Annotated in this window: 19 protein-coding genes; 3 read left to right on the forward strand and 16 right to left on the reverse strand. The window is 58.8% G+C overall.

Features of this window, described 5'->3' with window-relative positions; genetic code table 11:
- Positions 1–6 precede the first annotated feature (6 nt).
- From rfaP to glnE, 6 genes are all read right to left on the reverse strand, one after another.
- Positions 7–813, reverse strand: coding sequence for a lipopolysaccharide core heptose(I) kinase RfaP (rfaP, locus tag AO726_RS19305; protein ID WP_058069739.1), 807 nt, complete (start codon positions 811–813; stop codon positions 7–9).
- Positions 803–1,930, reverse strand: coding sequence for a glycosyltransferase family 4 protein (locus AO726_RS19310; RefSeq protein WP_058069740.1), 1,128 nt, complete (start codon positions 1,928–1,930; stop codon positions 803–805). The genes rfaP and AO726_RS19310 overlap by 11 nt, the downstream gene beginning before the upstream one ends.
- Positions 1,930–2,931 (reverse strand): lipopolysaccharide heptosyltransferase I, encoded by a 1,002-nt coding sequence (gene waaC, locus AO726_RS19315; protein WP_058069741.1) that lies wholly within the window; start codon positions 2,929–2,931, stop codon positions 1,930–1,932. Before waaC ends, AO726_RS19310 begins: the two co-directional genes overlap by 1 nt.
- Complete coding sequence (waaF, locus tag AO726_RS19320; RefSeq protein WP_058069742.1) at positions 2,932–3,966, reverse strand: lipopolysaccharide heptosyltransferase II; 1,035 nt, start codon at positions 3,964–3,966, stop codon at positions 2,932–2,934.
- A gap of 92 nt (positions 3,967–4,058) precedes the next feature.
- Positions 4,059–4,991 carry a branched-chain amino acid transaminase gene (locus AO726_RS19325; RefSeq protein ID WP_058069743.1) on the reverse strand — a complete coding sequence of 311 codons (933 nt, stop codon included), beginning with the start codon at positions 4,989–4,991 and terminating at the stop codon, positions 4,059–4,061.
- Positions 4,992–5,056: 65 nt separating this feature from the next.
- Positions 5,057–7,996, reverse strand: a complete 2,940-nt coding sequence (gene glnE / locus AO726_RS19330; RefSeq protein ID WP_058069744.1) for a bifunctional [glutamate--ammonia ligase]-adenylyl-L-tyrosine phosphorylase/[glutamate--ammonia-ligase] adenylyltransferase — start codon at positions 7,994–7,996, stop codon at positions 5,057–5,059.
- A gap of 264 nt (positions 7,997–8,260) precedes the next feature.
- Between glnE and aceE the strand changes: the two genes are divergently transcribed.
- Entirely contained in the window at positions 8,261–10,906 is a 2,646-nt protein-coding gene (aceE, locus tag AO726_RS19335) for a pyruvate dehydrogenase (acetyl-transferring), homodimeric type (RefSeq protein ID WP_058069745.1), read from the forward strand.
- 11 nt (positions 10,907–10,917) lie between these two features.
- Positions 10,918–12,606: a dihydrolipoyllysine-residue acetyltransferase gene (gene aceF, locus AO726_RS19340; protein ID WP_058069746.1), complete on the forward strand. Its 1,689-nt coding sequence runs from the start codon at positions 10,918–10,920 to the stop codon at positions 12,604–12,606.
- Positions 12,607–13,012: 406 nt separating this feature from the next.
- Here the strand turns inward: aceF and AO726_RS19345 are convergent, their stop codons facing one another.
- A complete protein-coding gene (locus AO726_RS19345) occupies positions 13,013–13,882 on the reverse strand; it encodes a hypothetical protein (RefSeq protein ID WP_152987326.1) in 870 nt (289 codons plus the stop codon).
- 274 nt (positions 13,883–14,156) lie between these two features.
- Entirely contained in the window at positions 14,157–14,690 is a 534-nt protein-coding gene (locus tag AO726_RS19350) for a hypothetical protein (RefSeq protein ID WP_058069748.1), read from the reverse strand.
- A gap of 188 nt (positions 14,691–14,878) precedes the next feature.
- Here AO726_RS19350 and msrA point away from each other — a divergent pair, with 188 nt between their 5' ends.
- Positions 14,879–15,526, forward strand: a complete 648-nt coding sequence (msrA, locus tag AO726_RS19355; RefSeq protein ID WP_058069749.1) for a peptide-methionine (S)-S-oxide reductase MsrA — start codon at positions 14,879–14,881, stop codon at positions 15,524–15,526.
- Positions 15,527–15,625: 99 nt separating this feature from the next.
- Here the strand turns inward: msrA and AO726_RS19360 are convergent, their stop codons facing one another.
- From AO726_RS19360 to AO726_RS19395, 8 genes are all read right to left on the reverse strand, one after another.
- A complete protein-coding gene (locus AO726_RS19360; protein WP_058069750.1) occupies positions 15,626–17,053 on the reverse strand; it encodes an aldehyde dehydrogenase family protein in 1,428 nt (475 codons plus the stop codon).
- 63 nt (positions 17,054–17,116) lie between these two features.
- Entirely contained in the window at positions 17,117–18,613 is a 1,497-nt protein-coding gene (locus tag AO726_RS19365) for a CoA-acylating methylmalonate-semialdehyde dehydrogenase (protein ID WP_058069751.1), read from the reverse strand.
- A 61-nt stretch (positions 18,614–18,674) separates the two neighbouring features.
- Positions 18,675–19,034: a RidA family protein gene (locus tag AO726_RS19370; protein ID WP_058069752.1), complete on the reverse strand. Its 360-nt coding sequence runs from the start codon at positions 19,032–19,034 to the stop codon at positions 18,675–18,677.
- 28 nt (positions 19,035–19,062) lie between these two features.
- Positions 19,063–20,097 (reverse strand): zinc-dependent alcohol dehydrogenase, encoded by a 1,035-nt coding sequence (locus tag AO726_RS19375; RefSeq protein WP_058069753.1) that lies wholly within the window; start codon positions 20,095–20,097, stop codon positions 19,063–19,065.
- Positions 20,098–20,199: 102 nt separating this feature from the next.
- The gene (locus tag AO726_RS19380; RefSeq protein ID WP_058069754.1) at positions 20,200–20,991 is read right to left on the reverse strand and encodes an IclR family transcriptional regulator; all 792 of its coding nucleotides are present in this window, start codon (positions 20,989–20,991) and stop codon (positions 20,200–20,202) included.
- A 60-nt stretch (positions 20,992–21,051) separates the two neighbouring features.
- Positions 21,052–22,221: an NAD(P)/FAD-dependent oxidoreductase gene (locus tag AO726_RS19385; protein WP_058069755.1), complete on the reverse strand. Its 1,170-nt coding sequence runs from the start codon at positions 22,219–22,221 to the stop codon at positions 21,052–21,054.
- Positions 22,218–23,699 carry a 2Fe-2S iron-sulfur cluster-binding protein gene (locus AO726_RS19390; protein WP_058069756.1) on the reverse strand — a complete coding sequence of 494 codons (1,482 nt, stop codon included), beginning with the start codon at positions 23,697–23,699 and terminating at the stop codon, positions 22,218–22,220. Before AO726_RS19390 ends, AO726_RS19385 begins: the two co-directional genes overlap by 4 nt.
- Positions 23,696–24,511, reverse strand: coding sequence for an ABC transporter permease (locus AO726_RS19395; protein WP_058069757.1), 816 nt, complete (start codon positions 24,509–24,511; stop codon positions 23,696–23,698). Before AO726_RS19395 ends, AO726_RS19390 begins: the two co-directional genes overlap by 4 nt.
- Position 24,512: the final 1 nt, after the last annotated feature.

Genomic DNA, 24,512 nt, shown 5'->3' on the forward strand with positions numbered 1-24,512 from the left:
TACTGCTTACAAAGCGCCACCATAGCGCACTCGGCGCGCATACAGCTTATCCGCTTTGCGCTGCAGCCAGCCCAACAGTGCCTGCTCCTCGCGCAATACCTGACGCAGAGGGCGCTGGAAGTAATGACGTAAGAAACGCAGCGTGTCGCGCTTACTCAGGCCAATGTCCATCACCGAGAAATACAGGGCGGCCAAGTCTTTATTGCGCCAGCGCAATGGCGTTTTTTGGCGCACCTGGGCGCGATGCAGATCAATCACCGACAGACGCAAATCATCGGCATCGATGGGCTTATCGGTATGCAACATGAAGTGACAGATGTAGCAATCGCGATGGTTAACGCCCGCGCGGTGCATGCCTCCGACCATATCCGCAACACGGCGGATCAGCGCCCACTTAAGGCGGGGCTCTGGCGGTTGTTCCCGCCAGTTCATGGTCAGCTGCTCGAGATCGATCGTCGGCGCCAGTTCTTCGGTGATGATGAATGAGTGCTGAGCCGCCGGATTGCTGCCGCGCTCACCAAACGCTACCGCCGTCATGGTCGGGATACCGACTTGCTTCAAGCGCTGAATCGCCAGCCACTCCTGCTCGGCACCGAGCACCGGTAGCTTGGCCGTCAGCAGGTTCTTGGCGATTTCGCGCCAACCAATGCCACGGTGGATTTTGACGAAATAGCCGCGCCCTTCCACTTCGGTACGCAGCGTGCGGCGGCCTTCCAGCTCGCGGTAGACCTTACCTTGCAGGGCCTCTACCGCTTCGAAGGGATCACGCCCGGCCCACAGTGAGGCGAACGGTTGCGCTAACTCAAGCTTCATGGTGACCCGCCAGAATGATGTCGGCCGCGTGCTGCGGCATCGAATACAGATCAGCTGTCTCAGCATAAGCCAGGCCGTTACGTGACCAAGCCTGACGCTGCGCCGGATCAACCAGCATTTCGCTGAGTACGCGATCCAGCTTGGACTGCTCGAACGGGCTGTCCAGTACCCGCCCGGCATCCGCTTCAGCGATGTAATGGGCGTAACCGCATACATCGGTCACCAGCACCGGCAGCCCGGCGACCAGCGCCTCCAGCAGTACCGTACCGGTGTTCTCGTTGTAGGCCGGATGAATCAACAAATCAGCCCCCAGCAGGAAGCGCGGAATATCGCTGCGACCTTTGAGGATATCCACCTGCCCGGAAATCCCCAGCGCCTTGGCTTGCAGCTTGAAGGCACGGGGATCATCCGCACCGATGGCGATCAGGCGGGTGCGTTTTTTCAACTCAGCAGGCAGAGCAGCCACCGCTTTCAGGCTGCGATCCAGGCCCTTGGTTTTGAAGCCAGAGCCGATCTGCACCAGCAACAGATCATCCTCTGCCAGCTTGAACTCACGACGGAACTCGGCGCGAATTTCAGCGGCATTTGCCGGAGCCCGACGGTCCAGCGCGATGCCCGGCGGCAGCAGATGAAAGCGCTCCAGCGGCGTGTGGTAATGCTTGATAAACAGTGGCTGCTGCACTTCCGAGATCATCAGAATCTCGGTTTTGGACTCCGGCGCAAACACCGCCCGCTCATAATCGGCAAAGTGCCTGTAGCGCCCACCCAGCTTGTACAGTGGGTTACGCAGGGTCTGAGCCTTGTCTTCATAGCAGCCATCGGCGGCGTAGTAGACATCCAGGCCCGGCATCTTGTTGAAACCGATCACCCGATCCACCGGGCGCTTGGCCAAATCGGCCTTGATCCACGCAGTCAGCTTCTCATTGCGCTTGTGGTTGAACAGTGCCTTGACCGGCACCACCACCACATCAAAGCCCTCCGGTACCTCGCCTTCCCAGATCGGGGTATAGACCCGGATAGCATGGCCGCGCGCCTGACACTCCAGAGCGATACGCATAAAGTCGCGCTGCAGACCACCAAAAGGGAAGTACTTATAGAGGATAAAAGCCAGCTGCATCAGATAACGCCCTCTGCCAACAACAACGCCTGCAACTCAGTTGCTACACGTTGGGCCGGCAGGCTCTCAAAACAAGGTTTGTTGCGATCCCCCAGACCGGCATTCGGCCCGGTGGCACACAAATGAATTTGCGAGCGCCCGTAAGCGCCCACGCGGCCCGGCAAGGTCGGGCCGTACAGCGAAATGCTTGGCACATCCAGCGCTGCCGCCAAATGCCCCAAACCGGTATCCACCGCCACGCAGGCGCTGGCTCCGGCAATCACTTTGGCCACACCCGCCAGGTTCAGCTTAGGCAGCACCACTGCATTCGGGATGCCGGCAGCAATGCGCTCAGCGCGGGCTTTCTCAGCTTCACTGCCCCAGGGTAAGCGAATGCCCCAGCCCTGCTCGCTCATGGTCTCGGCCAGCTCGCGCCAGTTTTCTTCCGGCCAGTGTTTGCTCGGCCACGTAGTGCCATGCAGGAACAGCAGATAAGGCTCCTGCCCGCCCACCGCCAACTGCTCCCGGCTCAAACCGTAATCCGCCACAGTCGTCGGCTGCGGATAATCCAGCGCCTGGGCGAACAGCTGACGCAGACGCTCCAGCGCATGCTGTTCTTTCGGTACCGCGTAAAGTCGGTCGTAAAAGCGGCAGGCGGCCGGTTCGCGGGCCGAGTTTTTATCCAGCCCGGCAATCGGGGCGGAGACATAACGGGTCAGCAACGCACTTTTGAGCAGGCCCTGGGCATCAATCACCAGATCATAACGGCGCTCGCGCAGACGCTGTTTAAAGCGCCGCCACTCGCCGGAAATCAGGGTCTTGATGATGTTCTTGCGCCAACGACGGATCGCCACCGGAATCACCTGCGCGACCGCAGGATGCCAGGCTGGAATCTCGGCAAAACCTTCCTCGACCACCCAGTCGAACTGAATCCCCGGAATCGCCCGGGCGGCATCAGTCAGCGCCGGAAGGGTGTGAACCACATCGCCAAGCGAGGAGGTTTTGATCAGTAAAACGCGCAACTATCGGACCTCGACCGGATCAACAACCAGGCGGCTCAGCGCCTCAATCACCGCCCGGGGTTTAAGTTCACCCAGACAGTTGTAATGGCCGAAACGGCAAGTACGTTCAAAACACGGACTGCACTCGAGCCCCAGACGCACCACTTCAACCTGTTCCGCCAGCGGCGGCGTGAAACCCGGCGAGGTGGAGCCGTACACCGCCACCAGCGGGCGGTTCAGCGCTGCGGCCACGTGCATCAGGCCGGAGTCATTGGATACCACAGCATCGGCACAAGAGAGCAGATCAATCGCCTCAGCCAGGCTGGTTTCGCCGGCCAGGTTGTATGCTTCTTCACGCAGGCCCGGAATCAGACGGGCTCGAATATCCTCACCCACCGGGTGATCATTCTTCGAACCAAACAGCCAAACCTGCCAACCCTCGCGGATTTTTAGCTCAGCGACCTTGGCGTAGTGCTCGCTAGGCCAGCGTTTGGCCTCACCGAACTCAGCGCCCGGGCACAGCGCCAGCACCGGGCGATCCAGGCTCAATCCGAACTTAGCCAGTGCAGCTTCACGGCTGGCCGGATCAATCTGCAGACTGGGGCGCGGATATGGCTTGGGCAACTCGGCGTTAGCGTCATAGGCCAGCGCCATAAAGCGCTCGATCATCAGCGGATAGCGCTCTTTGTCCAACACGCGGATATCGTTGAGCAGACCGTAACGCAGCTCGCCTTTCCAGCCGGTGCGCTTGGGAATCCCGGCAAAGAACGGCACCAGCGCCGACTTCAGCGAGTTGGGCAGCAGGATGGCCTGGTCGTATTGCCCGGCCAGACTTTTGCCGATCTTGCGCCGCGTGGCCAATTCCAGCACACCGTGGCCGAGCGGGAAGCTCAGCGCCTTGCGTACTTCCGGCATCCGCTCAAGGATCGGCCGGCTCCAGTCCGGCGCCAGCACATCAATTGCGCAGCCGGGATGACGTTGCTGCAGGCACTGAAACAGTGTCTGCGCCATCACCATGTCACCCACCCAACTCGGGCCTACGATCAATATATTCATGCCACTTCCAGAAACGACCAAGGAGGCTTGCGCCCCCTTGTTGTTACATAGCTAAGTTTTTAGCAGCCAGCAACGCGCCAAAATGCTGCGCCTTACTTGACCAGCGTACGCCATTCGGCGTGAGCGTCAGTCTTGCCGGTGACCAGATCGAAGTAAGCAGTCTGCAACTTCTCAGTGACCGGACCACGGCGGCCAGCACCGATCTGACGGCCATCCACTTCACGGATCGGCGTTACTTCAGCCGCAGTACCAGTGAAGAAAGCTTCATCAGCGATGTAAACCTCATCACGGGTGATGCGCTTCTCAACCACTTTCAGCCCCAGCTCTTCAGCCAGCGTCAGGATGGTGCTGCGGGTGATGCCGTTCAGGCAGGAAGTGACTTCCGGTGTGTAAACCACGCCGTTCTTCACGATAAATACGTTTTCACCCGAACCTTCGGCCACGTAGCCTTCCGGGTCCAGCAGCAGGGCTTCATCAGCACCACCGGAGATGGCTTCTTGCAGGGCCAGCATCGAGTTGATGTAGTTACCGTTGGCCTTGGCGCGGGTCATGGAGATGTTGACGTGGTGACGGGTGAAGGAGCTGGTGCGCACCTTGATCCCGACTTTCAACGCCTCGTCGCCCATGTAAGCGCCCCAGTGCCATGCTGCCACGATCACCTGAACTTTCAGGCCGGTGGCGCGCAGGCCCATGGCTTCAGATCCGTAGAACACCATCGGGCGGATGTAGGCGCTTTCCAGGTTGTTCTCACGCACCGCAGCACGGGTCGCTTCGTTGATTTCTTCTTTGCTGAACGGAATCTTCATACCCATGATGTGGGCAGAGTCGAACAGACGGTCGGTGTGCGCTTCCAAACGGAAAATCGCGGTGCCTTGCGGCGTGTTGTACGCGCGCACACCCTCGAACACGCCCATGCCGTAGTGCAGTGTGTGGGTCAGAACGTGGGTTTTAGCCTCACGCCACTGCACCAGCTCGCCGTCGTACCAGATCACACCATCACGATCGGCCATAGACGCTATCGACATAGTTCCTGCTCCTCAATTCGTTATTACCGGGTTCACCAGCCTGCATCAGGCCAGCACGAAAGTCTTCAGTTAAGCCCCAATTCCTGCCAGATGCGCATCACCGTGCGCCGCTCGCTCTCGAACTGGTCTCCACTTACCACCCCAGGTTGCTTCTGCAAGGCCTGGCGATGTGCCACCGAACGGTAGGCTTTATAAATATCCTGCAGCAGACGGGCATCTTCACCCGGCAGCAGCCCGACGCGCTCCAGCCCTTCCAGAATGCGAATATTGTCGGTGAACTCGAGCAATTCCGGGTACTGATGCGACCAAGCAAGAGCCGCGTATTGCACCATAAATTCAATATCGACGATACCACCGGCGTCCTGCTTGAGGTCGTAGCTGGTACTGGCGTCAAAGGCATTGGCTGCGGTGCCCGCTGTAGTGGCCTTGGTCCCGAGGTTGTCGCGCATCTTCGCACGCATCTCGCTGACCTCAGTACGCAGCTTGTCCAGGTCGCGCTCACGCCCCAGCACCTGAGCCCGCACGACCTCAAAGGCCTTACCAACCCGATCACTACCGACCAGCACCCGCGCCCGCACCAACGCCTGATGCTCCCAGGTCCAGGCTTCACTCTGCTGATAGCGCTCAAACGCCCCCAGCGAACTCACCAACAGCCCTGCTGCGCCGGATGGACGCAAGCGCATGTCCACCTCATACAACTGACCGGAGTTGGTCTGCGTGGTCAGCAAATGGATGATGCGCTGACCAAGACGATTGAAGAACTGCGCACCATCAATCGACTTCGGCCCGTCCGTTTCAGCCTGCGAATCACCATCATGGATAAACACCAAGTCCAGATCGGAGCCATGGCCCAGTTCAAGGCCGCCCACTTTGCCGTAGCCGACCACAATAAAGTCCGGGTCACACAGGCTGCCGTCAGCCCGACGCGGCGTACCGTACTTGCTGACCATATGCCGCCAGGACAGCGCCAATACCTGATCCAGAATCGCCTCGGCCAGCCAGGTCAGGTAATCGCTGACTTTCATCAGAGGCAAGGTGCCGGTGATTTCCGAAGCAGCAACGCGCAAGCCGTGAGCCAGCTTAAAGTGGCGCAGGGCCTCCATCTGCTGTTCCAGGTCTTCTTCGGGAATGCGCATCAGCCGCTCACGCAACTGCGCAGCCAGCTCCGGCGCTAACGGCGGCTTGAACAGGCGACCTTCATTAAGCAGCTCATCAAGCAGCAGCGGGAAGCGCGCCATCTGCTCGGCGATCCACGGGCTGGCGGCAAACAGCGTTAGCAGACGCTGCAGCGCGTTAGGGTTTTCGGTGAGCAGGACAACATAAGCCGAACGCCGGGCAATGGCCTCGATCAGCGGCAAAACCCGCTCAAGCACCAGATCAGGATTATCTTGCTCGACGATTTTCGCCAACAGACGCGGCATAAACACATCCAGCCGTTCACGCCCCAGTCGCTGCATGGTGCGCACCTGCACGCTGCTGCGCAGGCCCATCAGGCGCTGCCAAGCCGACTGCGGCGACTGGAAGCCCGCCTCCTCAAGCTGACGACAGGCGTCTTCCTCTTCCTGACGATCCTCCCAGAGCGGCAGCCATTCGCCACCTACGATGTCTTCGGAGTCTTCGTCTTCATCCGGGTCCGCAATCACACCGCGGAAGTGCCAGTCCACCCGACCACGCCAGAACATCAGCTGATCGTGGAACGCCTGCCAGCTGTCGAAACCCATGATGAACGCGACACGGGCGCGAGTCAGGTCATCCTCAGGCAGCATTTGCGTCTGGCGATCATCAATCGCTTGCAGCGCGTGCTCCACATAGCGCAGGAAGATGTAGCCTTCGCGCAGCTCGTCGGTCACCTCGCCAGACAGATAACCCTGCCCCTCAAGGGTATGCAGCACAGCGAACAGCGAGCGCTGCTGCAAACTGAGGTCACGGCCACCGTGAATCAGCTGAAACGCCTGCGCCACAAACTCCACTTCGCGGATGCCGCCGGAACCGAGCTTGATGTTCTCGGCCATGCCCTTACGCCGCACTTCCTGCTGAATCAGCTGCTTCATTGAGCGCAGCGCTTCAATGGCGGAAAAGTCCAGATAACGTCGGTACACGAACGGCCGCAGCATATTGAGCAATTGCGCGCCGGCCTCCTGATCACCGCCCACCACGCGGGCTTTGATCATGGCGTAGCGCTCCCAGTCACGGCCCTGATCCTGGTAATACTGTTCCAATGCATTAAAGCTGTAGACCAACGGCCCGGCTGAGCCATATGGCCGCAGGCGCATATCAGTACGGAACACAAAGCCGTCTACAGTGATCACATCCAGAGCTTTGATCAGCTTCTGGCCAAGCCGGGTGAAAAATTCCTGGTTATCCAGCGAGCGTTTGACCCCTTCGGTCTCCCCGCCTTCGGGATAACCGAAGATCAGGTCGATATCCGAGGACAGGTTGAGTTCATGCGCCCCCAGTTTGCCCATCCCGAGAATGACCATGTGTTGCGGTTGCCCGCTGCGGTTGCCGATGGGGGTTCCGCTCTGCGCACACAGGCGCTGATACAGCCAGTGATAGGCCAGATCCACGCAGGCATCGGCCAGATCAGACAAATCGCGACAGGTTTCCACCAGATCGGCTTGGCGGCTGATGTCCCGCCAAATGATGCGCAACTGGTGACGGTTGCGAAAACGCCGCAGCCGACGCCCCAGCTCATCTTCGTCATCGCAGCCATCCAGCGCCGCTTCCAGCTGAGCACGCAGGCTGCCGCTGCTCAGGCTGGACTCCAGTTCACCGCTATCCGCCACTTGCAGAAACATAAGAGGATCACGCTGAGCCTGCTCCAGCACAAAATCACTGGCCGCCACCACTCGTCGCAGGGTCTCGCGACGATGCTCCGGCCAGTTGTCGAAGCGTTCAGCCGCTTCAGGAGAATGCGCAGCAAACGCTTGCTGCAAAGACTGCTCGCCACGGGCGACAAGGGGGAGTAACGCAGCAGGTAAAGCGGCCAGCACGGGCAGGCTCATGGTCTATCCTTTTTAGCGTTCTGCAAGCGCCAGGGACACCTCAGGAAGGGATACGACTGATGCGATTAACCTGGAACTAACTGATTGATATGTAGTGTAACTACTAACATTTGTGTCTAAAGGGCTGAAATTAGCGTCGGAATGTAGTAAAACTACAACCAGCCGCTTATACCCGGCCAACCCAATAATTTGCGCAGCCGCTCACAAAGCTGGCTGCGGTATCTGGCCTCCGATTCTGGAAGCCTTTGAGCCCTGGAGCAAGCCATGCAAGACCTCGATCCCGTCGAAACCCAGGAATGGCTGGACGCCCTTGAGTCAGTCCTCGAAAACGAGGGTGAAGACCGCGCACATTATCTGATGACCCGCATGGGTGAACTGGCTACACGTAGCGGCGCACAATTGCCATACGCAATTACCACGCCCTACCGCAACACCATCCCGGTAACTCACGAAGCACGCATGCCGGGTGACCTGTTTATGGAGCGCCGCATCCGCTCCCTGGTGCGCTGGAACGCACTGGCCATGGTGATGCGTACCAACCTTGAGGATTCCGACCTCGGTGGTCACATTTCCAGCTTCGCCTCCTCCGCGACGCTGTACGACATTGGTTTTAACTACTTCTTCCAGGCTCCAACTGAAGAGCACGGCGGCGACCTGATCTTCTTCCAGGGCCACGCCAGCCCAGGCGTTTACGCCCGTGCCTTTATGGAAGGCCGCATCAGCGAAGACCAAATGAAAAACTTCCGTCGCGAAGTCGACGGCAAAGGTCTCTCCTCTTATCCACACCCATGGCTGATGCCGGACTTCTGGCAGTTCCCGACCGTATCCATGGGTCTGGGCCCGATCCAGGCCATCTACCAAGCCCGCTTCATGAAGTACCTGGAAGCGCGTGGCTTTATCCCGGCCGGTAAGCAGAAAGTCTGGTGCTTCCTGGGTGACGGCGAGTGTGACGAGCCGGAATCCCTCGGTGCCATCTCCCTGGCTGGCCGCGAGAAGCTGGACAACCTGATCTTCGTCATCAACTGCAACCTGCAGCGCCTCGACGGCCCGGTTCGCGGCAACGGCAAGATCATTCAGGAACTGGAAGGCGTCTTCCGCGGCGCTCAGTGGAATGTAAACAAAGTCGTTTGGGGCCGCTTCTGGGACCCGCTGCTGGCCAAAGACGTCGACGGCCACCTGCAACGCCGCATGGACGAAGTAGTCGACGGCGAATACCAGAACTACAAAGCCAAAGACGGCGCTTACGTTCGCGAAAACTTCTTCAACACCCCAGAACTCAAGGCCATGGTCGCTGACCTATCCGACGACGAGATCTGGCGTCTGAACCGTGGCGGCCACGACCCGTACAAGGTCTACGCGGCCTACCACGACGCGGTCAACCACGAAGGTCAGCCGACCGTAATCCTGGCCAAGACCATCAAAGGCTACGGCACCGGCTCCGGTGAAGCGCAGAACACCGCGCACAACACCAAGAAAGTCGACGTGGAAAGCCTGCGCCAGTTCCGCGACCGCTTCGACATCCCGGTCAGCGACGACCAGCTCGAGCACCTGCCCTTCGTTAAACCGGAAGAAGGCAGCGCCGAAGCCCGTTACATTGCCGAACGCCGCGCCGCGCTGGGTGGCTTTGTACCGCAGCGTCGCCGTAAGAGCTTCAGCATCCCGACACCGCCGCTGGAAACCCTCAAGGCCATCCTCGACGGCACCGGCGAGCGCGAAATCTCCACCACCATGGCCTTCGTACGCATCCTCGCGCAGTTGGTGAAGGACAAAGACATCGGCCAGCGCATCGTCCCGATCATCCCGGACGAAGCTCGTACCTTTGGTATGGAAGGCATGTTCCGTCAGCTAGGCATCTACTCCTCCGTAGGCCAGCTGTATGAGCCTGTGGATAAAGACCAGGTGATGTTCTACAAAGAGGACAAGAAAGGTCAGATCCTCGAAGAAGGCATCAACGAAGCCGGTGCCATGAGTTCCTTCATCGCTGCCGGTACCTCGTACTCCACCCACAACCAGCCGATGCTGCCGTTCTACATCTTCTACTCGATGTTCGGCCTGCAGCGTATCGGCGACCTGGCTTGGGCCGCTGGCGACAGCCGCACCCGTGGCTTCCTGATCGGCGGCACCGCTGGCCGTACCACCCTGAACGGTGAAGGTCTGCAGCACGAAGACGGTCACAGCCACGTACTGGCTTCCACCATCCCGAACTGCCATTCCTATGACCCGACTTACGGCTACGAGCTGGCGGTGATCATTCAGGACGGCATGAAGCGCATGACCGAACTGCAGGAAGACGTCTTCTACTACATCACCGTGATGAACGAGTCCTACCAGCAGCCAGCAATGCCAGCCGGTGTAGAGCAAGGCATCATCAAGGGCATGTACCTGCTCGAAGAAGACAAGCGCGAAGCTGCCCACCACGTACAACTGCTGGGCTGCGGCACCATCCTGCGTGAAGTCCGCGAAGCAGCGAAGATTCTGCGTGACGAATACAACATCGGCGCGGATGTCTGGAGCGTCACCAGCTTCAACGAACTGCGTCGCGACGGCCTCGCTGTTGAGCGTTATAACCGCCTGCACCCCGGCCAGAAACCGAAGCAGACCTACGTGCAAGAGTGCCTCAGCGGCCGTAACGGCCCGGTTGTAGCCAGCACTGACTACATGAAGGTCTTCGCCGAGCAAATCCGCCAGTGGGTACCGAGCAAGGAATACAAAGTGCTGGGCACCGACGGCTTTGGCCGCAGTGACAGCCGCAAGAAACTGCGCCACTTCTTCGAAGTGGATCGTCAGTGGGTTGTTCTGGCTGCTCTGGAAGCCTTGGTTGACCGTGGCGAAATCGAAGCCAAGGTCTTGGCCGATGCCATCGCCAAGTTCGGCATTGATCCTGAAAAACCAAACCCACTGGACTGCTAAGGAGCGTCGCAATGAGTGAATTGATTCGCGTCCCCGACATCGGCAGCGGTGAGGGTGAAGTAATTGAACTGTTCGTTAAGGTCGGCGACCGCATCGAGGCTGATCAAAGCCTGCTGACGCTGGAGTCGGACAAAGCAAGCATGGAAATCCCGGCCCCGAAAGCCGGTGTGATCACCGCACTGAAAGTCAAACTGGGCGACAAGCTCAAAGAAGGCGATGAGCTGCTTGAGCTGGAAGTCGAAGGCGACACCCCAGCCGCAGCGCCAGCCGCCGAAGCACCTGCAGCCGCTCCGGCAGCTGCAGAGCCCACGCCTGCGCCAGCTGCCGCCCCTGCTCCGGCCCCAGCGGCCGCTGCCAGCAGCGTGCAGGACATTCACGTCCCGGATATCGGCTCCGCTGGAACCGCCAAAGTCATCGAGATTTTGGTTAAGGAAGGCGACACCGTTGAGGTTGATCAATCCCTGATCACCCTTGAGTCCGACAAAGCCAGCATGGAGATTCCATCTCCGGCTGCGGGCGTGGTGGAAGAAGTGCTGGTTAAGCTGGATGCCGACGTCGGCACCGGCGACCTGATCCTCAAGCTCAAAGTCGCAGGCGCTGCACCGGCCGCCGCTGAGCAACCAGCACCTGCCGCCGCTCCGGCTCCAGCTGCTGAAGCGCCAGCCAAGCGCGAAGTGCATCGCGTGCCGGAAGGCGCAGCCCCGCACATCGCCGCAGAAGTGCGCGCCATTGCCGCCCTTTCCGCTGCAGCTGAAAACGCCGGCATCGCCAAGCGCGAAGGCGTCAAAGTGCACGCTGGCCCGGCTGTACGCCTGACCGCCCGCGAGTTTGGTGTCGACCTGGCAGACGTGACCGGCACCGGTCCGAAAGGCCGCATCCTCAAAGAGGACGTGCAAGCCTACGTCAAAGCCATGATGAGCAAGGCCAAGGCCGCGCCGGAAGCCGCTGCAGCCACTGGCGGCGCAGGCATTCCGCCGATCCCGACCGTGGACTTCAGCAAGTTCGGTGAAGTTGAAGAAGTACCGATGACCCGCCTGATGCAGGTCGGTGCTGCCAACCTGCACCGCAGCTGGCTCAACGTACCGCACGTGACTCAGTTCGACAGCGCCGACATCACCGAGCTGGAAGCCTTCCGCGTTGCGCAGAAAGCCGTTGCTGAAAAGGCTGGCGTTAAGCTCACCGTACTGCCACTGCTGCTTAAAGCCAGCGCCTTCCTGCTCAAGGAAATGCCGGACTTCAACAGCTCACTGGCCCCAAGCGGCAAAGCGCTGATCCGCAAAAAATACGTCAACCTCGGCTTCGCCGTGGATACCCCTGACGGCCTGCTGGTTCCGGTGATCAAGAATGTGGATCAGAAGAGCCTGCTGCAACTGGCTGCCGAAGCCGCTGAGCTGGCCGACAAGGCCCGCAACAAAAAGCTCTCGGCGGACGACATGCAAGGCGCCTGCTTCACCATCTCCAGCCTCGGCCACATTGGCGGCACCGGCTTTACGCCGATCGTCAACGCGCCGGAAGTGGCGATCCTCGGTGTCAGCAAAGCCACCATGCAACCAGTGTGGGACGGCAAAGCCTTCCAACCACGCCTGATGCTGCCGCTGTCACTGTCCTACGATCACCGCGTGATCAACGGCGCCGCCGCCGCCCGCTTCACCAAGCGCCTGGGCGACGTCCTAGCCGACATCCGCACCCTGCTGCTGTAACGATTTCGAGCTGCCACGCTCGTTAACCTCAACCCCGCCAATTGGCGGGGTTTTTTTGTGTGCGCTTTAAGAAGGAAATGGCTAGTGATTGCATTGGTCTGCTATATGCAGTCGATGCAGGGTTAGCTCTGATACCAAGCAGAATTTGGCGTAAGACCGCTATCGGCCAGGAGCAGTCGCTTAAGGGAGCAGAGGCAGCTTTGGATTCCCCACGTCAGTATCAATATCGTGGTCTGTCCCCGGTTATGCAGCCTCTTAACAGCTTCCTCTGATGGGCCAGAATCGATAGCCAGATAAGCGCAGCGTAAGCTATGCATGACGCTCATTGGGCTGTCTTCGAGAATTGCTTGAACATGGCCGGCGGCGGTATCTGCGTCATGCAACTGCTGAGACCTAATTGGTCTTTTCAAACGCCAATTCGAATCGACTCGGCAGGCCATAGGCGAACAGTATCCATGATTTCGTGAATAGATTCAGTTTCTTGGCGAGATTGTTCAAATGGTCTAGTGAAGACGACAAGATCATTGGCTTCACCGATATAGATAGATGCCTCTGTGCCCATGTGCTCAAGCCCTGGCTCGGTTCGGGGATAGAGATGAGCCACTAGGCCATTAAAGTAAATTCTATAGAATCGTATCTTTACCGAGGCTTCACCCTTTTCAATTTCCATCTCTTGAATAGTAGGCGAGTGGTTGTGAGTAAAGCCGCGGGTGACATGTTGATGGAGGCAGATCAAATAGAGGCCTTTTCCGGGGGCTGTTTGGGCTCTGATATGACCTGTCAACTCATTTAAATCAATGCCTATGTTCTCTAAATAGGAGAACTCTGGACGCTTGCTTGAAAGGAATCGCCACAAAATGCTCAGATAAAAGATCTTCAGTCGTGTAGCGTCTTTTTCCGCTAGCTGAAAGCGTCGGAAGTTCATGAGCGCCGGGTTTGGAGGGGCAACGTAGTCCTCAAAGGCGATAGAGCTCTTTTTTGGTGGCCAACTGTTCCAGATAAGTTTGTGTTTCCTGAGTATCGATATTCCATGATTGTCGATATCTCTAAGGATTAACTCGCCAGCATGGGTGCATAACTCGGAATCGTACCAACTGGTAGGGCGGCGGATCGGTCGCATGCCTCGGCCTGCCTCGATGAATTTTGATCCTTTTTGCTCTGGGGAGGTGAGTGCTAGAGGGATTAGATGCGATTTCGCATACGGCCCCTCTGTTGACAGAAGAGCACAAATACCGGTAGCTGGATGTTTAGTCTTTTTCTGTTTTTTCTTCGTCATGCTTCTTGCCCCATATAACTGATCTCTCGGTTCGCTTCCGAAGGTTGCGGCCAGGAGCAGTTGCTTACTGCCGGCAGAGGCAGCTTTGGATTCCCCACGACAGTATCAATATCGTGGTCTGTCCCCGGCTACGCATTTCAGTTAGCGGCTGGATCGGTGAAATAGAGTTGGGCCGTCACGTTGGTTTGAATCGCCTCTGGTTTTGTAGACGTCCAATGAGCGCTACTGGCCGTATGCGGCCTGCCGAAATGCTGCAAACCAACCACAAAGCCCCTCACCCCTTCTGCAAATTCCGAATCAAATAACTCAACGCCTTAGCCAACTCACTCGCGCCTTTATGGTCACGGACGATTGTGAGCAGTGTGCTGCTGCCATCGCCCGGTGTGCGGAGGGTGCAGGTGATGCCGGAGTTGGGGCATTCGTAGCGGACGAAGGGGTCTACGCCGAATAGCGGGACGACGCGGTTGCTGACGGACAGGGTGTGGTTTTGCGGGTCGCGTTTTTCTTCGCGCAGGAGCAGTTCGCCGCTGTCGCCTTCGCGCAGTTGGTAGGTGAGGTCTTCGCGTTTGGCCTGGCCGACTTGGTAGCCTGCGGTGAGTGCGTAGGTTTTCAGCAGTTGGTTGCAGTGGGCGAGCAAGGCCTGGCGTTCGTTTTGGGTTTGGTAGGTGCGCTTCAGCTCTTGCAGGTACTGGCCTTGTTCATTGCTGCTAAGGATGGGCGCGGGATCGGTGGCAAAGGCCAGTGGCGCGGCCAGCCAGCAACTCAGGATTAACGCCGATAGTCGCGATCTTGTCTGTCGTAGTTGCATGATCCACCTTTCCCCTTAGGCTAGTGCTGTTATAAGACTTATCGGGTAGCCCGCTTACTGTAAGCCGTACCCGCGTTGAAATGCGGCTCCCTGCCCTTATCATCTTCATATCGAAACATTGGTACCAACTTATCCGGCAAGCCTAGTTGGTGTTGAACCCTTTTGAATAGCCAGACAAGGACACCTTTATGGTTCTGCGTTCACAAATTCTCACCGAAAAAAGCCATCTGCCTAGCGCTGAGCAGGCGCTGCCAGGTCGTGCTGAAGCCATGTCTGTGCCTGCGCAGCACTATGTAAACGGTAATCCGCTGAAGGGGCCGTTCCCTGAGCATCTGCAACAAGCGGTATTTGGTCTGGGTTGTTTTTGGGGTGCTGAGCGCCGTTTCTGGCAGCAGGAAGGTGTGTGGAGTACGGCGGTGGGTTATGCCGGCGGCTTTACGCCTAACCCGACGTATGAGGAAACCTGCTCAGGCCTGACCGGCCACACTGAGGTGGTGCTGGTGGTGTTTGATCCGCAGGTGATCAGTTATGAGGATTTGCTCAAGCTGTTCTGGGAGGTGCACAACCCGACTCAGGGCATGCGTCAGGGCAACGACATCGGCACCCAGTACCGCTCGGCTATTTATTGCACAACGGATGAACAACTGGCTGCCGCGGAAGCCAGCCGCGAGCAGTTTCAGCAGGCGCTGGAGGCTCAGGGCTTTGGTGCGATCACTACGGAAATCAGCATGGCGCCGACCTTCTATTACGCCGAGGCTTATCACCAGCAGTATCTGGCGAAAAACCCCGGCGGCTATTGCGGCCTGCGTGGCACGGGCGTGTGTTTGCCGGTTTGAGTTATCCACAGCGGCAAGTACGTGTCCCCATAAACAAACATGGGCCTGAAATGTTTCAGGCCCATGTTTGCGTTTAACTGCTCTGTATCAGACAGGCAGTTAGTTACTCCAGCCCACTACGCCTTTGATTTCGAGGAAATCGTGGATACCCCAACCGGCGTATTCACGGCCGTTACCGGACTGTTTATAGCCACCAAACGGCGCGAAGGTGTCCCAGTCCGGGTAGTTCAGGTACACGGAACCAGCGCGCATGCGGCCTGCGACTTTGCGGGCATGCTCGATATCGGTGGACTGCACGTAAGCGGCCAGGCCGTATACGGTGTCGTTGGCGATTTCGATGGCTTGCTCTTCGCTGTCGTACGGCAGGATGGACAGCACTGGGCCGAAGATCTCTTCGCGGGCGATGGTCATCTGCGGAGTGACGTCACCGAATACGGTGGGTTTCACGTAGTAACCAACTTCCAGACCTTCAGGGCGACCCAGGCCACCGGTAACCAGAGTGGCGCCTTCTTCGATGCCTTTGGCGATCAGGCCCTGAATCTTCTCGAACTGGGCTTCGCTGATAACCGGGCCGAGGTTGGTGGTGCTTTCCAGCGGGCTGCCGGTGACAATCTTTTCAGCGGTGGCTTTGGCGATTTCCAGCGCGCGGGCGTGTTGCGCACGCGGCACCAGCATGCGGGTCGGCGCGTCGCACGACTGGCCGGTGTTGGAGAAGCAGCCCTGCACACCTTTGGCCACTGCGACGTCAAAGTCTGCGTCTTCCAGCAGGATATTGGCCGACTTGCCGCCCAGTTCCTGCGCTACACGCTTAACAGTATCGGCAGCCGCTTTGGCGACGATAATGCCGGCGCGGGTAGAGCCGGTGAAGGAGACCATGTCCACTTTAGGGTGGCTGGCCATGTGTTGGCCAACATCCGGGCCGGTGCCGTTTACCAGGTTGAACACGCCAGCCGGGACGCCCGCTTCGTGCATGATTTCAGCGAAGATGATGCCGGTCAGCGGAGCGATTTCACTTGGCTTGAGCACCACGGTGCAGCCTGCAGCAATGGCCGGAGCGACTTTGCAGACGATCTGGTTCAGCGGCCAGTTCCACGGAGTAATCAGGGCGCAAACACCGATGGCCTCACGCACCACATGGGTGGTGCCGTGGTCTTCGCTGAACTGGAATTTTTCCAGCGCGGCAATGGTGGATTCCAAGTGAGCGCGGCCACTCCAGATTTGCGCGTCACGGGCGAAGTGCAGCGGTGCGCCCATTTCCTGGCTGACAGCCTGAACCAGGTCTTCATAGCGCAGGTTGTATACCCGCAGAATCTCTTTGAGCAGTGCCAGACGCGATTCAACGCTGGTCACGGAGAACGCCGGGAAGGCTTTGGCGGCCGCTTCAACTGCTGCGTCCACATCTGCCGAGTTACCCACAGCAATGCTGATGAAGGCTTGCTCAGTGGCCGGGTTGATTACGTCCAGAGTGTTGCCCGAGCGGGAATCTACCCACTGGCCGTCGATATAGAATTTATGTGCATTGTTCATGCTTATTCTCGCCTCTGATAAGGGACGCCGGACGGAACGCTCTGCCCCGCCCGGCTGCACGGGTTAACTGTTGCTTGGGAACGCGAACTGCGCAGCCTCGTGGCTGGCGCGCTGCGGCCAACGCTGAGTAACTGCTTTTTTCTTGGTGTAGAAGCGTACGCCGTCCGGGCCGTAAGCGTGCAGGTCGCCGAACAGAGAGCGCTTCCAGCCGCCGAAGCTGTGGTAGCTGACCGGTACTGGCAGCGGTACGTTGACACCGACCATACCTACTTCGATCTCGTCGACAAACAGGCGCGCCGCTTCACCGTCGCGGGTGAAGATGCAGGTGCCGTTTCCGTACTCGTGATCGTTGATCAGCTTCATCGCCTCTTCCAGGCTACCGACGCGCACGATGCACAGTACCGGGCCGAAGATTTCGTCGGTGTAGATGGTCATTTCCGGGGTTACTTTGTCGAACAACGTGCCGCCGACGAAGAAGCCATCTTCGTGACCGTCAACCACCAGGCTGCGACCGTCTACAACCAGCTCAGCGCCCTGCTCTACACCAGCGTCGATGTAGCCTTTAACTTTGTCACGGGCAGCGGCGGTCACCAGCGGGCCCATGTCCAGACCGCAGGAAGTGCCAGCACCGATTTTCAGCGCTTTGATCTGCGGAACCAGTTTTTCTACCAGCGCGTCAGCAATCTGATCGCCTACGCAAACGGCTACGGAGATGGCCATGCAGCGCTCGCCGCAGGAACCGTACGCTGCGCCCATCAGTGCGCTTACAGCGTTGTTCAGGTCGGCATCCGGCATCAGTACGGCGTGGTTTTTCGCGCCGCCCAGAGCCTGTACGCGCTTACCGCGCTTGGTGCCTTCGCTGTAGATGTATTCGGCGATTGGAGTCGAACCAACGAAGCTCAGGGCTTTAACTTCCGGGGCTTCGATCAGCGCGTCTACCGCTTCTTTGTCGCCGTTGATCACGGTCATTACGCCCTTCGGCAGACCGGCTTCCAGCAGCAGCTGAGCGATAAACAGCGTGGAGCTTGGGTCACGCTCGGACGGCTTGAGGATGAAGCAGTTACCGCAAACGATGGCCAGCGGGTACATCCACAGCGGCACCATCGCCGGGAAGTTGAACGGGGTGATACCGGCAACAACGCCAACTGGCTGCAGGTCAGTCCAGGCGTCGATGTTCGGGCCGACGTTACGGCTGTAGTCGCCTTTGAGGATTTCCGGCGCGCCACAGGCGAACTCGACGTTCTCGATACCACGCTTAAGTTCACCAGCCGCATCTTCCAGAGTTTTACCGTGCTCTTCGCTGATTAGCTGGGAGATTTTGGCTTCGTTCTGCTCCAGCAGTTGCTTGAAGCGGTACATGATTTGCGCGCGCTTAGCAGGCGGCGTGTTACGCCAAGCCGGGAAGGCAGCTTTGGCCACGTCGATGGCCTGCTGGATGGTGGCGCGATCGGCCAGCGCGACTTTCTTGGTCACAGCGCCGGTGGATGGGTTGTATACGTCAACGCTGCGGCCAGTACCCTGAACCACTTCGCCGTTAATCAAATGGCCAACAATGCTCATAAAACTCTCCAGTGCCGGGTGCAGCCACGCCGCCCCGGCCTTTTACTAATGGCGAAACGTCTTAGGCTTTTACGGCGGCCTGCAGGGCGATTTCCACCAGAATATTGTCAGCAGCCATGTTGGCTTCGACGGTAGCGCGGGCCGGTAGTGCGTCCTGCGGAATCCACTCACGCCATACGGCGTTCATGGCAGCGAAATCTTTCACCGCGTGTTTCAGCCAGATTTGCGCAAACAGGATGTGGGATTTGTCGGAACCGGCTTCGGCCAGCAGCGCATCAATGCGCTCCAGCACCTGAGCAGTCTGCCCGGCGACATCCTGAGTGCGGTCAGCAGGAACCTGGCCGGTGATGTAAACGATACCGTTGTGTACCAGTGCGTGGCTGAGCAGACCCGGATTAGGTTGCAGGCGAGTGATGGTCATAAAGTGACTCCTGTTAAGGCAAAAGTGATCAGGCAATTTTCAGCACGGTGCGGCCAACCAGCTGGCCCTTGCGCATGCGCTCAAAGATGTCGTTGATGTCGTCGAGGCTTTCCAGGCTGACCTGGGCTTTAACCTGACCACGGGCCGCGAAAGCGACGGCTTCGTTGAGGTCCTGGCGGGTGCCGATGTTGGAGCCGGTGATCGACAGCTCCCAGCCGCTGATAGCGGAAATCGATGCGCGCACGGTGTCAGCGTCACCCCCCGGCAGGCCGATAAATACGGCGGTGCCACCCGGACGCAGCATCTTCACCGACTGCTCAAAAGCAGCATTGGCAGTGGCAGTCACCAGCACCGCGTGCACGCCACCGGGGATTTTCTGCTTAAGGGTTTCAACCGGATTGTCGAGGGCGTTGATCAGCACCTCGGCACCGTAACCGCGAGCCAACTCCAGCTTCTCTGGATCCACATCAATAGCGGCAACACGCAGGCCCATGGCAATCGCGTACTGCACGGCCACGTGACCGAGACCACCAATACCCATGACTGCAACCCACTGACCGGCGCGGGCGCGGGAGCGCATCAGGCCACGGTAAGTGGTAACGCCGGCGCAGAGGATTGGGGCCAACGAGTACAGATCAGCGCCTTCAGGGATGGTGGCAACAAACGCTGCCGGAGCGACCATGTATTCAGCATAACCACCTTGCTTGCTGTAGCCGGTGGACTCACGGCGCTCACAGATGGTCTCCATACCCGCCAGGCAGTATTCGCACGTGCCACAAGCGCTGTACATCCACGGCATACCGACAGCAGTACCGATAGCAGGCTCAGTCACACCCGCGCCGAGGGCAGCCACGTGGCCGGTGATTTCGTGGCCGGGAATCAGCGGCAGCGTCGGCAAGGCCGACCAGTCGCCATCAATGGCGTGCAGATCACTGTGGCATACGCCGCAGGCCGCAATACGGATCAGCACTTCGCCCGGGCCGGGTTGCGGGATAGGTACTTGCTCAATACGCAAGGGTTCGCCTACGGCGTGTAGAACAGCGGCCTTCATTGTTTGACTCATTGCGCTCTCCAGATACAGAGGCCCGTTAGCGGGCAAAAAGAAACCTATACCGCAAGCCTTGGCTCGCAGCAGTTTGATTAGGGGGTGGATATCCCCGGGCTGTTAACTCACGGGGCGTAAGCTTCGCGTAGCGCTGGCGATGGTTCGTGCCGTGTTGATCACCTTGGGCGCCAAATACTTACGGGCATCCTCTAAGCTCCAGCGGCTGATCGGCACTGAGATACCCACGGAGCCCAGCGGGTAGCCATCGGCATTAACCACAGCTGCGGCCACACTGATATCGCCAGCAAAATATTCTTCCCTCGCATAGGCGTAGCCATCACTACGCGCCTCAGCAACGATGGTCTGCAATGACTCCAGTTGCGTGACGGTGTTTGAGGTGTAACTCCTGAGCTCAGAGGCACGCAAGATTTCATCAGCTTCAGCGCGTGGCAGTACGGCCAGATATGCACGCCCTGCTGCCGTGCAGTACATCGGCAAGTGACGGCCCAATGGCATGTGGATGGAAATCTGTTTGTGGCTGGGGAAGCGCGCTACGTAGAGCATGTCCAAACCACAGGGTTCCAGCAGGTTGCAGCTCTCCTCCACATCACGGTTGAGCTCGTGCAAATACGGATTGGCGCGCTCGATAAGCTCGCTGGTCTGTAGGTAGCCGGCACCCAAATCAAGGGATTTGGGTGCTAAACGAAAGCGCTTGGTCACTGGGTCTTTGTGCAGGTAACCCAGCGCCTCAAGGGTGAAAGCCGAGCGCTGCACAGTGCTTTTATTCAAGCCCGTAACCTCAGCAAGCTCGACAAGGCTCATGCTGGGGCGTCCGGCCTTAAATGCCGTAATAATCGACAATCCTTTGCTCAAGGCCGTGATAAAGAGTGGCGAATCTTCTAGGGAACTCATGGCGCTATCCTTTTGTTGCCGCGAGAAGCTCGCAGATCTCAGTGCAGTTCAAGCTGTCTTTCATTCGAAATGGCTCAAGACAATACCCGGCTCTACGACCGGTTGGTTGCGTTCAAATCGGTCTACGGCAAACGGCCGCATGCGTTCATCCACGATGCCACTGACGATAGCTTTGGCCAGTAGTTCACCCGCTGCCGGTGCCCCCGCATGGCCATAGCACCAACCAGCGCTCACGAATAAACCCGCTTGCTGAGGATGCGCTCCCAGCAACGGTCCGAAGTCTTTGGAGATGTGCACAAGCCCCGCCCACTGACGCAAAATACGTGCGTGACCCAGTTGCGGAAACATCTCCAGATAAGCCTTAGCTGTTGCCGCCATCACCGGCACATCAGCATTCAATGTGTGCTGCGGGCGCTCCGCTACTTCAGCCCCACCGACCACTTCACCCCGCGCGGTCTGGTGCATATAACAGAGGCGATCAAGCAATGCCACTGCCGGGCCGATTAAAGGACGAGTTGGCTCCAAGGCCATCGCCTCAAGGCGCATTGGGTAACCGTCCAGGGCCACGCCGGCCAGTTGTGCCAGACGATTGCTTTCTGCACCACCTGCCAACACCACAGTGTCCGCCGCGATGTGCCGGTTACCAACCTGCACCCCGGAAACTCGCCCGGCGCTGTGCTCGATGGCGGTGACTTCTGTGCGGTAGTGAATGGCGACTCCACGGGCTTCACAGGCCTTGCGGTAGGCGTACATAGCAGCATGGTGCGGCGCCACGCCACTGTCTGGCAGATGCAAAGCAGCGCTGACCCGTTCATGGGCAATAGCTGGCAGCACCTGACGCAGTTGCGCTGGCGTCAGCAGGCTGGAGTTGATACCGCAGTCTTTATGCACGGCCAGCGTGCGGTCCAACAACTGCGCGGTGGCGCTGCGCTCGCCGACCATGGTGTAGCCACGGCGCGAATACATAACGTTTTCGCCCAGTTTTTTAGACAGTCCCTGCCACAAGTGGCAGGAATGGGCAAAGAACCTTGTCCACTCAGGTGAACTGAACGCGCCGCGAATTAACGTGCCGTTACGGCCCGACGCGCCGCCCTGCCAGTAGCCGGCATCCAACACAAGGATGTCGCGCACGCCTAGCTCAGCCAAGTTAAATGCCAGCGACAGGCCCTGTATGCCGCCGCCGACGATAATGATCGATGCCTTGCCAGGCAATGGCTTTAGCGTATTCATTGCAACGGTGCCACCACATCACCCAAACCGGCAGCCTGCGCCACGCTAAGGGCGCGGCGTGGCGGGCGCAGCGTCGGTCTGGGCAGGTTTTCCAGCGCGATACCGCTGCGCACGCTGACCAATGCGCGCAGTGAATCCCAGCAGGGCTGTCCCTGACACGGTCCCATCCCGCAGGACGTCAGGCGTTTAATCACTTCCAAATCCGTAATGCCCTGTGCAATCAAGGCTTCCACCTCATGGCAGGACACATCAAAGCATGGGCATAGCAAAGCCTTGTGCCGCGAACGGGCGGCCACCGGCAGTAGCTGATCAGCGTCAGCCGCCGAGCCCACTGTTTGCAAACGGCTCGGACGTTGCTCGCGCAATTGCAACAAGCCTTCCGCACGGCTTTGAAAAGTCAGACTGGCTTCACTCAGCCATGCGCCTGCATGCACCACCGCGTCACAACTGACACGCTCGCCAAACTGTGCAGCGCGTACCTGATTGCGTCCGATTACGCGTTTCAAATCTGCCATATAGCGTGCAGCCACCACGGTCACACCCAGCTCACGCAGGCGTTTGGCCACAGCTTCCTGTTCGCCATTGCCCACCACCACCACTTTCGCTCCCGGCGCTACGGCCTGTTGATGAGCCATGATCAAGGCGGTGCGTACATCCATCACTCCGGGTAACCACATACCCGGAACAACCGGCGGGCAAGCGCGGCGGCCAGTGGCGAGAATCACCTGTTCGGCCTCCAGCGCCAGCGCACCTTGTGCAGGATCGTGAGGAGCGCCCAACAGCAGTTCACCCTCGCGATATGCACCAAAAACCTCCACTGCGGTGACCAGCTGTACACGCTGATCAAGCACCGGCTCGGCCAGGCCGGCCGCCCGGGCATAGCGCGCGAGGCTTTGGCCGCGGGTTACCAGCACCACACTGCGCCCCGCTGCAGCAGCGTCGTTGGCTGCGGCGCAGCCCGCCGGGCCTCCGCCAATAACCAGAACGTCGGCACTTAGGTAACGCCCCTCAGGCACCGCAACTTCACCCGTCGGCTCAGCCGGTTTGGCAACGCCAGCGAGGAATGCCAGAAAAGCTTCCCAACGCTGGAACAGCGAGGTCCCGCTGGGCACCAAATTGGTGTGCTCGAAGCCACCTTGTATCCAACCTGCTGGGATCAGCCGCGACAGACGCAGCACATCAAACCCAGGAAACGGCCAGCAGTTTTGCATCTCAACCCGAGCCCCAGCACTGACTGGCACTAGATCCAGTCGCACGTTGGGCACCCCGTTGACCCTGGCCAATACTCCACTCACATAGCTGCCGGAATAGCCCAGCGGGCGGTGCGACTTACGGGTCCAGGCCAGGGTGCGAATTCCATTGGCGAGCAACGCAGTAGCCAGGCTTTCACCCTCTCGTGCCCTCAGCCGGCGGCCGTTCCAGAAGAACTCGACCACCTCACGGCTGGCATGGGCCAGACGCAGGTTGGCGTTGCTCATGCAGCGTTCCTCTTAGCTTTGCGCTGAGCCACGATGCTGATGCCCAGCATGATGATCGACAGCGTCGTCATCAGAGTGGCAACAACTGCAATCAGTGGATCGATCTCTGAGCGCAGCGAGGTAAACATGCGCTTGGTCAGCGTGGCGCTATCACCTCCACTGATAAACAGCGAGATCACCGCTTCATCCAGAGAAATGGCAAACGCGAACATGGCACCGGCAATCACTGAGAAGCGGATCTGCGGCAGCGTCACGTCGAAGAAGGCCCGTAGGCGGGAAGCCCCGAGAATGCACGCTGCGTGCTCTTGCGTCATGTCATAACTACGCAGACCGGCACCTACGTTGATCACCACATACGGCAAAGCCAGCAACGTATGCCCCAACACAAGACCGGGAATGGTGTTGTTCAGATCAAGGCGCGCGTAGACAAAGAACAAGCCAATGGCGATGAAGATGGTCGGCACAATCATCGGTGCCATCATCAGCCCGCGCATAAAGCCTGAGAAACGCGACTGGGTCACATGCAGGGAATAGGCTGCTGCGGTGCCCAAGGTGGTGGCCAGCAGCATGGTCAGCGTGGCCGTGATCAACGACACCGTGGTTGCTGCACGCCATTCCAAAGAAGCGAAGTAGTTAAAGAATGGCTCAATGCTCAGCGACTTGGGCGGGAAGCTCAGGTAGCGCGCATCCGACAACGACATTGGAATCACAATCAGCGTGGGCAGTACCAAAAACAGCATGGTCAGGATCACCAGCCCATACAGCCAGGAGACACGCACTGATTCGATCAGAGTTTGTTTGATTCGAGCCATG

Origin of the sequence: Pseudomonas sp. TTU2014-080ASC, assembly GCF_001446935.1 — a bacterium.
Taxonomy (GTDB): domain Bacteria; phylum Pseudomonadota; class Gammaproteobacteria; order Pseudomonadales; family Pseudomonadaceae; genus Aquipseudomonas.